This is a genomic window from Mesorhizobium montanum, assembly GCF_033977145.1.
GTDB lineage: Bacteria > Pseudomonadota > Alphaproteobacteria > Rhizobiales > Rhizobiaceae > Mesorhizobium > Mesorhizobium montanum.
This window is the reverse complement of the sequence record NZ_JAVIJF010000033.1, coordinates 1-15134: the sequence shown is the minus strand read 5'-3', so window position 1 is coordinate 15134 and position 15134 is coordinate 1. Positions and strand designations below refer to the sequence as shown.

General features: G+C 59.1%; 15 protein-coding genes and 1 pseudogene. 7 read left to right on the top strand and 9 right to left on the bottom strand.

The window, feature by feature from the left end; all coding sequences use genetic code 11:
- The first annotated feature begins 30 nt into the window (after window positions 1-30).
- On the top strand, window positions 31-318 hold the full coding sequence (locus tag RFM68_RS31190) for a PilZ domain-containing protein (protein ID WP_320236811.1): 288 nt from the start codon (window positions 31-33) through the stop codon (window positions 316-318).
- A gap of 672 nt (window positions 319-990) precedes the next feature.
- On the opposite strand, the gene RFM68_RS31185 is transcribed toward RFM68_RS31190, so the two are convergent.
- The gene (locus RFM68_RS31185; RefSeq protein ID WP_320236810.1) at window positions 991-1200 is read right to left on the bottom strand and encodes a hypothetical protein; all 210 of its coding nucleotides are present in this window, start codon (window positions 1198-1200) and stop codon (window positions 991-993) included.
- A 143-nt stretch (window positions 1201-1343) separates the two neighbouring features.
- Window positions 1344-1547, bottom strand: coding sequence for a hypothetical protein (locus RFM68_RS31180; RefSeq protein ID WP_320236809.1), 204 nt, complete (start codon window positions 1545-1547; stop codon window positions 1344-1346).
- 2401 nt (window positions 1548-3948) lie between these two features.
- Between RFM68_RS31180 and RFM68_RS31175 the strand changes: the two genes are divergently transcribed.
- From RFM68_RS31175 to RFM68_RS31165, 3 genes are all read left to right on the top strand, one after another.
- Window positions 3949-4158, top strand: a complete 210-nt coding sequence (locus RFM68_RS31175) for a hypothetical protein (protein WP_320236808.1) — start codon at window positions 3949-3951, stop codon at window positions 4156-4158.
- Between the two features lie 2230 nt (window positions 4159-6388).
- Complete coding sequence (locus tag RFM68_RS31170) at window positions 6389-6751, top strand: thiamine pyrophosphate-binding protein (protein ID WP_320236807.1); 363 nt, start codon at window positions 6389-6391, stop codon at window positions 6749-6751.
- Window positions 6752-6999: 248 nt separating this feature from the next.
- Window positions 7000-7656 carry a hypothetical protein gene (locus RFM68_RS31165; RefSeq protein ID WP_320236806.1) on the top strand — a complete coding sequence of 219 codons (657 nt, stop codon included), beginning with the start codon at window positions 7000-7002 and terminating at the stop codon, window positions 7654-7656.
- A gap of 36 nt (window positions 7657-7692) precedes the next feature.
- On the opposite strand, the gene RFM68_RS31160 is transcribed toward RFM68_RS31165, so the two are convergent.
- From RFM68_RS31160 to RFM68_RS31140, 5 genes and pseudogenes are all read right to left on the bottom strand, one after another.
- Entirely contained in the window at window positions 7693-8019 is a 327-nt protein-coding gene (locus tag RFM68_RS31160) for a hypothetical protein (protein ID WP_320236805.1), read from the bottom strand.
- Window positions 8020-8157: 138 nt separating this feature from the next.
- The gene (locus RFM68_RS31155) at window positions 8158-8667 is read right to left on the bottom strand and encodes an Hsp20/alpha crystallin family protein (protein WP_320236804.1); all 510 of its coding nucleotides are present in this window, start codon (window positions 8665-8667) and stop codon (window positions 8158-8160) included.
- 93 nt (window positions 8668-8760) lie between these two features.
- Window positions 8761-9237 carry an Hsp20 family protein gene (locus RFM68_RS31150; RefSeq protein ID WP_320236803.1) on the bottom strand — a complete coding sequence of 159 codons (477 nt, stop codon included), beginning with the start codon at window positions 9235-9237 and terminating at the stop codon, window positions 8761-8763.
- A 246-nt stretch (window positions 9238-9483) separates the two neighbouring features.
- A pseudogene (locus RFM68_RS31145) lies at window positions 9484-9750 on the bottom strand (usg protein); the annotation flags it as partial.
- A 13-nt stretch (window positions 9751-9763) separates the two neighbouring features.
- Complete coding sequence (locus RFM68_RS31140) at window positions 9764-10111, bottom strand: hypothetical protein (RefSeq protein ID WP_320236802.1); 348 nt, start codon at window positions 10109-10111, stop codon at window positions 9764-9766.
- A gap of 330 nt (window positions 10112-10441) precedes the next feature.
- On the opposite strand from RFM68_RS31140, the gene groES reads away from it, so the two are divergent.
- From groES to RFM68_RS31125, 3 genes are all read left to right on the top strand, one after another.
- Entirely contained in the window at window positions 10442-10753 is a 312-nt protein-coding gene (gene groES, locus RFM68_RS31135) for a co-chaperone GroES (RefSeq protein WP_320236801.1), read from the top strand.
- Window positions 10754-10814: 61 nt separating this feature from the next.
- Complete coding sequence (groL, locus tag RFM68_RS31130; protein ID WP_320236800.1) at window positions 10815-12443, top strand: chaperonin GroEL; 1629 nt, start codon at window positions 10815-10817, stop codon at window positions 12441-12443.
- 412 nt (window positions 12444-12855) lie between these two features.
- Entirely contained in the window at window positions 12856-13167 is a 312-nt protein-coding gene (locus RFM68_RS31125) for a hypothetical protein (RefSeq protein ID WP_320236799.1), read from the top strand.
- A 442-nt stretch (window positions 13168-13609) separates the two neighbouring features.
- Here the strand turns inward: RFM68_RS31125 and RFM68_RS31120 are convergent, their stop codons facing one another.
- Window positions 13610-13831 (bottom strand): hypothetical protein, encoded by a 222-nt coding sequence (locus RFM68_RS31120; protein ID WP_320236798.1) that lies wholly within the window; start codon window positions 13829-13831, stop codon window positions 13610-13612.
- A 172-nt stretch (window positions 13832-14003) separates the two neighbouring features.
- Window positions 14004-14150, bottom strand: coding sequence for a hypothetical protein (locus tag RFM68_RS31115; RefSeq protein ID WP_320236797.1), 147 nt, complete (start codon window positions 14148-14150; stop codon window positions 14004-14006).
- Window positions 14151-15134: the final 984 nt, after the last annotated feature.

The window sequence follows — 15134 nt, the reverse complement described above, 5'->3', positions numbered from 1 at the left end:
ATGGGCCGGGGTGACCTGATGGAGGTCACAATGGTTGCAGCAGCCGAGTATCGCCGAGAGCGGCGTCAGCGCGTGCTGAAGGGCGCAGCGATCATCAACGGCATCACCAACTCCGAAATCAGTTGCACAATTCGGAACCAGAACAGCGGCGGAGCTGAACTCAACGTGTCCGTGGAAGCGCGAGTGCCTGAACGGTTCATCCTTTACGTGCCAATGGACGGCGTTGCGTACCAGGCTGTTCTGCGCCGGCGCAGGAATGATCGGATCGGCGTCCAATTCACAGGGACGTTGCCGAAGCCTCGTCTTCACTGTGGCTAAACCGAACGGAGCGCCGCAGCAAAAGAAACTATGTCAGCTGAACGTCCATCGGAGTCTTGGTCGGGCGTGTCTCAACCGTCGTAACGCAGCGATTGGCCAGGAAGTCGTAGGCGGCACCGGTGTGAGGCTGAGGAAGGGAGACCGCACATGAACCGCGTGGCCCTGTGGGTTGCCTTAATTGCGATGATTCTGGTGATCCTGTACGTGCTCCAATGGAGGGGTTTGATCCATTTCTAGGGCGCTGCCACACGGCTACGTCTTGCGTCTGCCCGCCGCAATGACGATCATCCAAGGGGTTATTGGGATCTATGCTTCCGGCCCTTTCGGTTCGGAGTGGGTCGCCTCTTGCCCGCAATCTGGCGCTAGGTCCAGCTTTAACCTTTGCTCAATCCGCTTATTTTAGAATCCACTAATGCGCCTCTCCGTTGTCCTTTTTTGCTGGGCGGCACTCTGTGGTTGGGATTTGGCCGCCAACAATGGGGCCACCGCCACGGGTCCTCCGTTTGCGGGCCGCGCATCTGCTCCACATCGTAGGGCTTCGGTAACTTGGGGGTACGGCTCACGCCGCCCGCCCCCGCAAATCAGAAGGCCCATCGCCAAAATGACGGCCTATTTGCTATATTCGACAGGGGCAGACTCGCCTACCGGCCAAGTCACGTGAACGGCCAGACTTCAGCGTCCCAGCGGTAATTTGGACGCGGATGCCAGTTCCTCCTCGTCTCTAATTCCCGCCTGATAGTTTGCTATGACGCGTGATGCGAGCGCTTCACGCCGCTCTGGTGATTGAGCCTCGGATTTCAACTTCTCGAACACGCGGCCTAGCAGGGCGACTACGGCGGAATCGAACACGCCAGCTTCTTTGGCTTTGTCATAAATCGGCATACCGTCTTCCTCGATAGCAACGCTCGAAACTAATCGCAATCGCAGAATTGACGCAAAGACAAAAAGCTTGCTGGGCGGGAACTGGGCTCGTCCGTGTCCCGCCAAGGCTTTGGATCTCAACACACCTTGTGATATCGGGTACATCAGCTTGAAATATAGCGCCGGTTTTCCTTCCTCCCGAGGACGCGATATACGGCATTCAAGCCCTCACGCAAGCGCGCCAAAAATGCTTCGTCGCTTTCGATGGGAAGCCCGCGCTTGCGACAGCGCTCAACCATCCCGTCTTGGATGGATATAGCGGTCTCATAGTGGCGAATGATTTGGAGATAGTGGCGGTTGGAATACATGGATTTCCTCCCGTTGGGCGAAAGCGGTGATGTTCTCTTCCAAGCGTCCGATTGCCGTTTGTGGAGCGGGCGACCACATGAGCGTATGCCCTATTCGGACGGATAGCTATCCGCGTTTGCAATTCAAGCCGATACTAGGATCGGCGCAGGTGAATAAGGTCAGTAAATCCATGTGACAATGACAAGGATGATCCCGATAGCCGCGAGGGCCATGACAGCGATCATTGCGACCTAAAACCGGTCATCGCCGGTCCTTATGTGGTCTCTCATTTTTGCTCCCCGTAAGCCTCTCTTTCTTCTCGTTTTCCCAAAAAAGATCGGGATCCCTCCCAGCGGAATCACGATGTTTACGGCGAGAAAAATCATCTTGAAGCCCAGATACTGGCCTGAGATCGTTGAAGCAGGGGGCCTTGGCGAGATGATCAGCGAGAGCGCGAAACAGGCCCGCCCAGTCCAAACGAGGCGGGCCTGTTCTCGGAGGAGAGAACCCGATAGCGGCACTCGTCTCTGGAAGGAAAAGAGGGCGCCATGCTTCCAAACCTGCAGGACTTCGCGATGTTCCACAAAAAGAGGTCGCAGGCTTTCAGGGCTCGCCGCTGAATAAACGTCAGGTCACGAGCGGGTGCCGGGAACAAAATTCGGGGCCGCGAGTTAATGGCGCCATGTCAGCGGGCGACTAACTCAAAATGCTCCTTGCGGTGAACGATGCGATCTCGACGGCCGTCCTGGCCGTAGGAGCGCGAATGCGGAGGTTTTTGGGGTCATAGACCTCACCGACAAAACTGAGGCCAAAATCGGTGGCATCAGCTTGGGAATGGCCATTCAGTTCGTCGCCAATGCCACGGTGCTTGGATACGACGTTCGCGCAGCGATGGTCTTCTACGGCGAGTCGGGGACGCCTTGCCTAAGGGCAAGAGACTGCGAGCGCTTGTGAGCGCAGTTTGGCGGCGCTCTCCTTCGCCCGTAGCCGTCGCTATTTTGGGGAACAGACGCGACGAGGCACGCCGTCCGCTGACCACGAGGCGGTCAAGCTTCGCTTTCAAGCTAATCGATCCGCTTGGAAGCCTCAGTAAGTGGACGAAATGGATTTTGATCCTCTTTTATTCCATTCGATCTGTGCACTGGAACGGTTTGTGGGGAGTCAGCCCGAAGCCGAGAAATGTGGCGCGACCCAAAAAATCCGCAGAATCGACGAGGCTCTATCATAGGTAATCGCGTGCTGCACCTCACGCAGCGTAATGGCTAGGCCTTAGGAGCTTTCAAGAGAGAACGTCCATGTTGTATCCAGGTCGATTTTTGGAGCCGAGCGAAATTGGGATGCTCGCCCGAGTTTTTCAGACAGTCTGCAAAGAGCTCGGCATTTCCCCCGTTTCGCAACAAGGGGAGCGCCTAGCTTCGCACTTGCTCAAGCTGTTTATGAACGGCTTGACTGGGGAGCACGAGTTGCTCGACGCCGAGAGGAACCGGGCTCGACGGCAAAGTCGGCGGCCGCAGGGATCTGCCAGCTACGAAGTCGCGTGCGAGGCAGCATGAATTCGAACGACACACGATGGGCTGAAGGTAAGACGGCTTATCCCAGCCACAGCTGATGCGGCCGCGAACGACCGCTCCGCACCCCATAGGATAGATCGCTGAGCCCGCTGCCGGATGGTCTGTGACCACGTTCAGCAGATCGCTCATCTATCACTTGTGAAAGAAGGTTCATGCCGCTAGCGCTCATCAAATCCTTTGGGACTGTGGTCTTATCTCGCGGATCTTTGGTCCCGGCCACGAAACAAACCGGCCGCTACTGAATTAGGCGATGCTGGCGAGCAATTATCCTTCATCGCCAGTTGGGTGGGTGCACGCCATTTCCCGCGATCTGGCGGGCACCCATTTCAAACGCGTGGGGCAACTCAGAGGTGAACAGTGTCGATATCGGATGAGTTGCGCGACTGAGTATCCGATATGAATGCCCTAACTGCCGTCGGCCGATCATCAAAAACGGTTCGTGGTTCAAGGCGGTGAGCACCTTCAGGTGCGCTGCCTGTAGGACCAAATTGCGGCTTGGCTACTCGGCTAAGCTGGTCCTTTTCCAAAGACACCGACACTCCGCTAGCTGATTTCAACTATGCGTATGAGCGCCCGCGATCCATGCCACAGGACTAACACCCCAAGGGAACCAGACCCGCGGGTCGCCGCGACTCCGGCAAACGACAATGGCGATCCACTTCAGAACGACCTTGCCGCCTTCGAGCTCATTCCGACGGATGACAATTCCGCGAAGGTTGCCGGGCAGGCAGGGCGTTGGGCACCGCGGTGTTTGCGAGCATCGCACTCAGCCTGTTTATCGGCCCGGTCGTGTTTTCGGCCCTTATACTTGGCGTGTGGCATGTCACACCGAATGTTAATGGAGGCAATCATGATCGAAACTTCCAAAATCTTGGAAGCCAGGGTGACGGATTTGCAAGGAAGAATGCTGGCGGCTAACGTAAGCTTCGATGACATGCAGGCATTTCAAAGGGTCGCCGACGTTATGGACAACGGTCGCGGCAGCATTGATGTTGATGACCTAATCGCCCTTTCCTTCGTCACGCCGGATCCCCTAGGAACCTGCGAGCGCTCGGCATAGGTCGGTTTCGACGCGGGTGAGCGACGAGCGCGAGGGGCGTATAATATCTCCTTTTCGCAAGCAGCATCGTTTTCACGTCGATCTTCATGCCGAGGGCCGCTAAAGTGACTAATGTTTCGGCCCTCGCTCCGCATTCCGGCTGTGCAGTTCAGTCGCTATGTCATCCGCCCATCGGGGTTATTCGCTGGAAACCAGACCCCTGCCATTGCGGGGGCACGCCGTGACACGAGGGTTCGCTGTCGTGCAGACCTGCAGGTACCGTAGACATCCTTCATTGCTACTTCTGCCCGAATCGCGTCATTCTTCCTTAGGACCAGTCGCAACGTAGTTTGCTGAATCCATGGCCCCTAGTGCTTAAGGCGACCGACGTTCACCCCGCCCCCCGCCCGCGTCGGTCGCCGACCCTTCCGTCGGTCTAGCCTGCCGGGATCGGCGGCAGAATATCTTGGTCTCGATGGATGGCTCGCAGCGTCGTTGAACCGAGAGGAATGCCAACCCGGCCGCTTGTACCGCCTGTGAGAAGCTACCGCGACGGCAACGAGAGTTCCAACTCAAGAGTGCCCAAGCCGATTTGCCTGCACTGCAGGTTGCGGATCGTGTGAATTTGCTGATCCGAAGATATTAGCCGTTGAGTTTAGAAGGTTGAATGCAAATAATATGAGCCTCGACGAGTTCGGATTTCCCAGCTCTCGCTCAAAGCGCTTGAAATTCCGGCAGGCCGGTACCGCGGAGAACGACAGTTTCACCGTCGAGGATTGCGGATTGACCTGCAGGGTAGCAGCCGTCCCGACAATACGCCTGTACCGGTGCGACCAGTCGTAGCCCAGGCGTGTGAATGCTCTCGCCTTTCTGCCGTCCACGACAAGCTGTGTCCTGTACCGGTCGTATTTAATCTCGTGCAGTCAGTCGGCGTCGGTGGGTGCCTTGTCGGCAACCTCGGCGACTGAAACTCGATGAAAGCGAGTTGGCCTTTTACTTTGTTCATGCACACGGGACTCCCTGACGAGGACTCAAACCGTGTAGGAACTATCGGTTCCGAGTATTTTAGTAAAAATGAATGCGCTCGGGTCAGTGTCATGCCGCCAGCAGGCCTGCGTTCGCAGGCCAGTCTGCGCTCATCGATAGACTTCCAGTGCATGTTAGCGACGGCTAAACGAGGGCAATGACTGCCCCAGAGTCATGTTCATGGCGAAGGGCCGCATCAACATTGGCGACGAGGTCGCAATCACCGCAAGTGTGCAGGCGGGTCACAGAGGACCGGGTAAGCGTGCCCATACTCTCCTATCGACACCGCACCCCATCGTCTATCGAACCTTGAAGGTGAGGCATGGCCAGGAAATCGAGCTTCGAGGTGACAATGGATGCTGATGCAGTCAGATTGGCCACATCCTACAAGCCTCCTACGACGACGGCGCCGCTAGTCGACAAGGCGACCTGAGGAACATTTAAGCGATTTTGTTGTTCTTTCCGATCAGAAGCAAGAGCATGGCTGACGGCAAGACCAAGCGTGATTTTCGGCATTGTGACGGCGTTTCGGCGGATGAGGAAAATCCAAGCAGCACCGCATCACACCCGAACAGGTCCAAGATCCCGTCAGCCAGCACGGCAACGACCGTAAGACGTTGGAGCACGAAGCGAGGAAGCTGCGGGATTGACCAAGCTTTCCGATCTCGGGGATCCCACGCGCTCACCGGGCATTGGAAATTCCGGTGGCACGAGCAGTCGGAACACGAGCCGTAGGATTGGATGCCTGAACAGATGCCCAAAGATAGACCACCACCCAGCGCGGAACAAAATCTTGAAGCCCGCAGCCAACGGGACAGGGGCGCATCCGAGGAGAACTTTGACCGCGCCATGAAGAAGGCCATCAAGGAAACCCAGCCTAGGGACGAGGCTCCGCCCCTGCCGACCAAGAAAGTGGTGAAGTCGCCGCCACGGTCGGATGAAAGATAGGTCCGCTACCCCGGGGCTGAGAACCCGCAGTGGGGATAGATCAGCGGGGAATGCCAAGTACACAAGGCGCGTTCCGACTGGGCAGCGCGGACAGCTGCGTGCTGGCCCAGAGCACCGAAGGCAAGGAGACGTATCTCACTGAACCTGAAGGCGTCAGTCATTTCTAACGCGTGAGGGCGCTGAACGCGGTTGTGAACGCACTATTGGAGTATCTGTCATGCTTCTGCGTAGTAGATTCGCGCGAAAAAAAGCGCAGGCATCGTGCGGAGACGACGCCATGAGCGAGGCAGCGCGCACGGTCGTTGATGTCATCGCCAACGGACTGGTCCGGCACGGCGGCGAATTCATTCTGGGACAGAGCGTGCCGACTGCGTTGGTGCTCGCTTGCGAGGACCACGGTATTCGCAACATCACCTACCGCCAGGAGAATGCCGGCGGCGCGATCGCCGACGGCTTTGCACGCGTCTCCGGTCGTGTGCCGGTGATGATCTGTCAAAACGGTCCTACTGCGGCGCTTGCCGTTGCCCCCTTTGCCGAGGCCATGAAAGCCGGCGTGCCGATCGTGGCGATAATTCAGGAGGTAGATCGTTCGCAGCTCGGCAGGAACGCTTTTCAGGAATATGATCACAAGGCGCCCTGATATGAAATCGATGAAGGCCTATGAGGTGCTCGGAGCGATCGAGCCCTTCTTCTGAAGAGACGAATAGCTGGGTCCGTTAGATTATCGGCCAATTGGCGATCACAACCCGGTTGAGACCGTTCAGAGGGGACGGCTTTCGACGGCCTGCTGACGGAATTTCGACGTAAGCGCCAAGAGCGATGGCCGAGAGTCGCTGTAATTGATGCCTACGTCCGGATAGCAGCCGCGCGGCGCCCAAGGAGGCCATAATGCCGAAGGTCAATGAACGGAACATGCAAAATGAGATCCTGCAGATCATGACCACAGAGCATTTTGTCCTGCAGACCGCGCGGGCGGCCACGATCCAGGAAGCGAGCCAACGTGCAAACCTGTTCCTGACCACTGTTTCGAGTGTCGCGATCGCCCTCGGCTTCGCCCAGGTCACTCGGATGGGTGGACCGTTCGTGCTGTTCAGCCTGATCCTCCTGCCTTGCCTTTATTTCCTGGGCTTGGTCACTTTCGTGCGTGCAGTGCAGGTCGCGATCGAGGATATGGTGCATGCGCGCGGCATGGCCCGAATACGGCACTATTACATCGAACGTGCGCCCGTCACGAAGCCTTACCTGATCCATTCCACTCATGACGATCAGTCGGCCGTGCTTGTCGACAAGGCTCTTGAATCTTCGCCGTGGCAGTTCTTCGTGACGGCCGCAGGACTGGTGAGCGCGATCAGCAGCGCCATCGCAGGGGTTTTCTCCAGCGTGGTCATGACATCGGTGATTGGTGCGGCGATCCCGTTCAGCGTGATTATGGGTCTCTTGATATTCGGCGTGAGCACACTTTTGCTGCGGCGCTACCATCTACAAGCCTGGGCGGCGGCGGAGGAAAAATTGGTGGTACGTTTTCCGGACGCTCCAAAAGAATGACTTCCTACCTGACCTTCGGATGGATCAGCCGGACGTTCACTTCGGGAAGCGTGACGCTCGCGTATCATCTGCTAACCTCTGGCACTCGGTGGCCGAGCAGTTGGGGGCCCCACCGACGGTTCGCGTCGATTGGTTATCTCTGACAGTCTCGCTCGGACAGACGCCGATACGGAAAAGGCTCAGTCCGGCGGCGTAGCCAGAAGAAGCCTCAACAGGACCCATCTGCATATATTTCCGGTTCTCCGCCTGATCGATGAAACGCGCGCAGCACATCGCTGGCGACTGCGGCTTGGCCGGGATCGCCTGAAGCTCTTCGCGCAGTTCCTTGAATACCGCCTCGCGAAGGAACCCGCTATCGGTCATGCCACTGAATTGCAACCTTTGGCCAAGACTTCCGACTTCATGTAAGTCGCCTTCGCCTTTGCTCCGGCAAAGGTAATTTATTGATCAGCGGACCAAGTGTGCGGGGGTTGCCCGGTTGGCAACCCCCGCGCTCAGAAGTCAGCCCTTGATTTCGATGCGCTTGACCTGCGACTGCGCCTTCTCGCTCTTCGGCAAGGTGACTGCCAGCACGCCGTTCTTGAAGCGCGCATCGACCTCATCTTCCTTGATCTCGTAGCCGACAGGGATGCGACGCTCGAAGCGGCCATAGTAGCGCTCGGAGAACTGCTTGTCCGTGTCCTCCGTTTCGGAGCGCTTCTCACCTTTCAGCGTCAGCACGCCGTCGTCGAGCAGGACCTCGATGTCTTTCTCTTCCAGGCCCGGCACTTCGGCCGTCACCTTGATCTCCTTCTCGCCGTTTGAGATCTCGACGCTCGGCCAACTACCGCTGAGGGCCGAACCACCGCCGAAAGACGACAACCGGCCGTCGAAGCCGCGGAAGACGTCGTCGAACAAACGGTTCACCTCACGGTGCAGCGATAGGAACGGATCGCGTTCATCGTTGTGGAACGCGCTTGGAACCTGGCTGCCGTTGTTCCGAGCCCAGGGAATCAGATCACGGACGTTCATATTTGCCTCCTTTTTGTTCATCGGCTTATTGGGCTTCCTGCTGCGCCGGGCACACTGCCCGGCGCGTTGCGCGGAGCGCTGACAGGATGGCCCTCAAGCGGCCTGCTTTTCGCCTTCGATCTTCTTTGTCGCGCTCTTGGGCATCGCCCTGTCTGCTGCGATCTCGATCCGGCGCGGCTTCATCTCTTCGGGAATTTCGCGCTTGAGATCGATCGTCAGCAGGCCGTTGAACAGGCCGGCGCCGACGACCTTGACGTGATCGGCAATCTCAAAGCGGCGCTGGAACGCACGACCGGCAATGCCACGGTGCAGGTATTCGCCCTTGTCCTCGCCAGCTTTCTGGCCTGAGACTATGAGCATGTTCCGTTCCTGGGTGATGCCTAGCTCGTCGTGCGAGAAGCCCGCCACCGCCATGGTTATGCGGTAGTCGTCTTCTGCGGTCTTGGCGATGTCATAGGGTGGCCAGTTGTCAGCGGTTTCGACCCGGCTCGCTGTTTCGAGCGCGTTGAGCATTCGATCGAAGCCGATGCTCGAGCGAAACAGGGGACTGAAGTCAACCGTGGTTCTCATAGCTACATCCTCCATTGAGCAACATAGATACGAGGAGCGCCAAGGAAGCGGCGCTCCTTGACCTTGCCGGACTCTTCAGGCACCGGCGAAATCGATCTGGGAATTCGGACCTAGGACGTCAAGGCCCAGCGGAAGCAATCTTCAAGGTCGTGAAAATTGCCGTCTTCGCGTGCGTGCAGGCAGGCAGATGAATAATGAACTGGAGACGACCGCGTGATGCGGCCGCCCTTTGTTGGGCATCGAGGCGATTATCCCGTCAACGGACCGCCATTCCGATTGCCTGATAAGCCGATGATGGGCGACTCGAACCGAGTGCAAGCGCGCAGCCAGTTCACGCCGCCAAAAGCCCAGGAAGTCCTTCAGCGCAGGAAAATCCGGAGCGAGGTCACAATCCTGCCAGACATAGAGCTGCAGCAGGCTGGGGTGGTCGGGCAGATGGTAATGGATCTCGGCAGTGGTCAGGCCATAGCCATCCATCTGCAACCGGAATTCCCTGCTGACCGCGGTCGGCATCGCCTTCTGCGCCTCAGGCGCTCAGCCGGTCGACGATCTGCCGATAATCGTCATCGGCAGGGCCGCGAGGCGGCGGGGCAGCGGCATCGAGCCGGCGCAGCGCATCCATGATCTCGTCGAAGGGGACCGGGCATTCGGCGCCCGGCGGCCGGCGCAGCGACGGCATCGATTCCACGGCGCAAGCGTCGGATGCCCAGGATGACAGGATCGCTCGCTTCTCCCACATGTCGAGCGAACCGTCCTCCAGCACGTCCCGCGGATGCTGAAAATGCCTGGCCGGCGAGAGCAGCCGGTCGAGCGAGAGGTCTGATGTTTCGGGAGCAAGGGAAGGAACGATCGGCGAAAGCATCTGTCGGTCCATTTCTGTCCTCCGTCTCCAAAGGCTCCTTGTTTCGGGTTCCGATTTTCTTAGCGACCCGGCAAGCACCGGGCGCGGATAATCTTGTTCGGCTCAATCCCGAATTCAAGCCCTCATCGTTCCCGACGCGTTCGAATTAACCGTATGTTTTCAGCGCGCTAGCACTCCATTGGTCGAGAGCGCCAAAAAATTTTGCGGGGCCTCTTGAAAGTAGAAGAAGGCAAAATTAGCTCGACATGCGCGCGATGCCGAAAGGGTCGCGAGCCCCGCTCCGGTCCTGCCGGCCTGGAACGGAGGATCTTCCGCTATCTGTTTGTCCTGAAGGAGAACGATATGACGTTCCGTCCATTGCATGACCGTGTGCTTGTACGCCGCATCGAGGCCGAGGAGAAGACGGCCGGCGGCATCATCATCCCCGACACCGCAAAGGAAAAACCGCAGGAAGGCGAAGTCATCGCCGTAGGTCCGGGCGCTCGCGACGAGAGCGGCAAGCTAGTGCCCCTCGACGTGAAGGTCGGCGACCGCATCCTGTTCGGCAAGTGGTCCGGCACCGAGATCAAGTTCAATGGCCAGGATCTGCTCATCATGAAGGAGAGCGACGTGATGGGCGTGATCGAGCAGGCCGCCCTGAAGAAAGCCGCCTGACCCGGCCTTCGATTGAACCTCGATCCAGTCAATGAAAACTGCCTAGACAAGGAGTGATCCAATGGCTGCCAAGGAAGTGAAATTCCATTCCGACGCCCGTGAGCGCATGCTGCGCGGCGTCAATATCCTCGCCGACGCGGTGAAAGTCACGCTCGGCCCCAAGGGCCGCAACGTCGTCATCGACAAGTCGTTCGGCGCCCCGCGCATCACCAAGGACGGCGTCACCGTCGCCAAGGAAATCGAGCTTGAGGACAAGTTCGAGAACATGGGCGCGCAGATGGTCCGCGAAGTCGCCTCGAAGACCAGTGACATCGCCGGTGACGGCACCACGACCGCGACCGTTCTTGCCCAGTCGATCGTCCGCGAAGGCGCCAAGGCCGTGGCGTCGGGCATGAATCCGATGGACCTGAAGCGCGGTATCGACAAGGCGGTCGAGGCCATCGTGGCCGAGCTGAAGGCCAACGCGCGCAAGATCACCAACAACGACGAGATCGCTCAGGTCGGCACCATCTCGGCCAACGGCGATGCCGAGATCGGCCGCTTCCTCGCCGAAGCGATGCAGAAGGTCGGCAACGAAGGCGTCATCACCGTCGAGGAAGCCAAGACCGCCGAGACCGAGCTGGAAGTCGTTGAAGGCATGCAATTCGACCGCGGCTACCTTTCGCCGTATTTCGTCACCAACCAGGACAAGATGCGCGTCGAACTCGACGAGCCCTATGTCCTAATCCACGAGAAGAAGCTCGGCAACCTTCAGGCCCTGCTTCCCGTGCTCGAGGCCGTGGTGCAGTCCGGCAAGCCGCTGCTGATCATCGCCGAGGATGTCGAGGGCGAGGCTCTGGCCACGCTGGTCGTCAACAAGCTGCGCGGCGGGCTGAAGGTCGCCGCCGTCAAGGCGCCGGGCTTCGGTGACCGCCGCAAGGCCATGCTGGAGGACATTGCCATCCTCAGCGGTGGCACGGCGATCAGCGAGGATCTCGGCATCAAGCTGGAGAACGTCACGCTGGAGATGCTCGGCCGTGCCAAGAAGGTCGCGATCGAAAAGGAGAATACCACCATTGTCGATGGCGCCGGCAGGAAGGAGGAGATCCGGGCCCGCGTCGTGCAAATCAAGGCACAGATCGAAGAGACCACATCCGACTACGATCGCGAGAAGCTGCAGGAACGTCTGGCCAAGCTCGCCGGCGGCGTCGCGGTGATCCGCGTCGGCGGTGCGACGGAAGTCGAGGTCAAGGAGAAGAAGGATCGGGTCGACGATGCGCTGCACGCCACACGTGCCGCGGTCGAGGAAGGCGTCCTGCCCGGCGGCGGAGTTGCCCTGCTCAGGGCTGCCAGAACGCTCGATGCGGTCGCCGTCGACAACGCCGACCAGAGATACGGCGTCGACATCGTCCGGCGGGCGATCGAGGCGCCTGCCCGCCAGATCGCCGAGAATGCGGGGGCGGAAGGCTCCATCATCGTCGGCAAGCTGCGCGAGAAGACCGATTTCGCCTTCGGCTGGAACGCTCAGACCGGTGAGTATGGGGATCTCTACAGCCAGGGCGTCATCGATCCCGCCAAGGTCGTGCGCACCGCGCTTCAGGATGCGGCTTCGGTTGCAGGACTGCTCGTCACCACAGAGGCGATGGTAGCCGAGAAGCCGAAGAAGGAAGTCGCCCCGGCAATGCCGGCCGGTGCCGGCATGGACTTCTGAGACGCTGACAAATGGCCCGCTCCCGGCAGCGGGAGCGGGTTTCACGACGAACAGTGGGATGCTCATGAACATGATTAGGGGCGATGGCTCGATTCCGGCACCGACGCATCCAGCAAGCGAATTCCTCGCCTACGAAGCCGAATGCCGAAGCGCGCTGAAGCCGCCTCTGACAGGCCTACTCGACACGGCCGAATCCGCTGAATGGAACCGGCGCACCGTCCATTCGCGCGGAGCTTGAGCGAAATCGGACCCGCCCGCGTGGCGGGTCCATCCGGCTGCGTCGGGACGGTGTTTCGATGCTCGCGAATTAAAGAGGATTGCCATGATTGCGGGGCGATTGCGGGAATGCCTAAGAAGGTTGAGATGGGAAGCCGCTGACCTCGCGCAGGAACTCGACTGCCCCAGGAACGACGTGGCTCGCTGGCTCGAGGCACGCGTGCCGGTGCCGCTGGCCGTAGCTGCTTGGGTCGAGGCCCTGGCCAAGGCGCATAAGGCGCTGCCGCCGCCGCGCCTGAACCAGCCAGATGCCTCGACGCACACGGCCCCGACCGCGCCAGTGGTTGTCCAGGCGTTCGCTGGCACCAACTGTTCGCAGCAGCATGGCATCGTCCTGCAATCGCCGTACCCGCGCCGGCATGCGCTTGCCGGGACGACCGGCCTTCGCCCCGGCGCAATGGGCGTGCATCCGAAAGGGGGTTCGGATCATGAACCGCGACCACTTTAAGGTCCCTGTCACCATTCTCGTCGTATGGGTTTGCCGGTGCGGCTCGTCATGGTTTTCCCTCGCCGATTGAACATCATCGTCGATGCATATCAGTTTGCCCTAGACCGGCACAGAAAGCGGCAGTGCGGGCACATTGCCTTATGACATAGCGTGACACGTTGGTGGTGTCGGTGCTTTAGGCACTCGTCAGAATTGACTCAACGTCCCGCAAGCCATGTACAACAGGAACGCCAGCTTCATGTGTAAGCCAGAATCGGGCGTGCGCTCTGGATGGGAACACCGGAAATCTTTGGCTGTTTGGGATGCAGAGCAGCACATTTCGGTTGGTCCCCTCACTGCTGTGCTGCAGAGATCGGGTAAGAACTCGCCACTCCCCCGATCGGCCCGCGCTACCTTCCCCATGGCGCGGGCTTTCTGCTTCTAAAACCGTACCGGAAAGCTGTCAGTTCAGCGTCGGTTCGCCCATCGTCTCGGTGAGAAAGGACGCGGCGATCAAATCGTCCGCGTCGATGCGTAGGGAGCCTTCGCCGCGCCCCATGATGGCCGCGACCTTCTGGAAGGTCTTAATCTCATGCTCGGTGATCCTGGCGTCCCGCATCCTGGTTCTCAGATCGGCGACACGCATCCCGAGCGAATGGGATGTTCCGATTTCTCGATTCGACATTTTGGTCAGTCCTCCTCCCCCACCCGTGCCCGTTTCGCCCGCCCGAATCCGCAGCCTGCCCACAGCTGGTGTTGCAGTTGAGGAGCATCAGCATGCCCGCTCATCAGAATCCGCTGATATTATGAATGAACGATGAATGGCACGCGAACAGCGCGGGAATGTTCCCTTCTGCTTATTCAGCAATCGCTAACGGAACTGAAGCGACCGTGCGATATTGAATCAAATTGTTGCGTGGGCGTTTTCCGATGCCCAGGCCTGCCGCCGATAGCCGGCTGGCCTTCATGCCGGGCGGCCATGCCGCGACGATCGGAAGCTCCATTTCACAAACCATGCCGTGACGCCGGACAAGCAGAGGAAGTGATGCAAGATCAAAAACACACTGAACGTCCTAGCCACGGCTTCACGCCATCGAAGAAAGGGGGCAGGTGAGGCCTACACCGACAAGGTGTGGTGGGCGGCCAAGTGCCTTCACTTCGCCAGGTTTAACGTCGTATGCGGTTCGACGGCTCGACGCTGGTCGGCATTTGCCACTGGGGCTACCGCGGAAAAGTGGACGATGAGGAACAAGCCGGCCGAGTGGCAACCAGTTCCTGACGTCTACAGGCGCGAGCGTGAGCCTGAGAAGCAAGAGGCGATCGACCTATGCGCTGCCTGCGGGCCACAGTGAGGCGCCAGGACGAGGGAGAGGCCGAGGCGGTGTAGTACAGCGGCGAAGGTAACCACGCGGCGAGAAGCCGGGTGCAGCCGTCCACCCTATCAGCGTTGGCATGCACATACCGGCGAGGTGCAGCCTATGCCCGACTGATCCCAAAAGCGTCGGGAGCGCGGACGGTCTATGGGAGATCGTCGATGTCGTCACCGGAGAAATTGCGAAGCTAGGCGAACGAGCCGCCAGCCCCGTCCTCAGACACGGAATAACCGGTGCGCCTTTCGTGATTTAATCCAGCGAGCGGAACAAATTTAGACGGCTGCGGTTTTTGCCCTGGCTGGGTGCCGATTCCCAAAATCCTGTCCGGCCAATTCTGTGCAAGGCCCGCTGCTTGCTTCCGAGCAGCGGGCTTGTCATTAGCTAGCCTCACGCAAGCGCCGACCTAACCGCTCTCCCTCCGGATAGATGTCGGCACTGGCCCGGCCTGCGAAATCCTGTGTCACCTCGAGCAGCCTAGACGGGCTATTTAGTCGGCCGTGAACTATTCGCAAGTCATTGATCTGGCATGTTGATTAAGGCGGACGGCAGGTTTGGAATTGCAGGATTAGCGGTATTTGGACACTGTTTTCCTGCAATTCGGTTTTGCGATTCCCT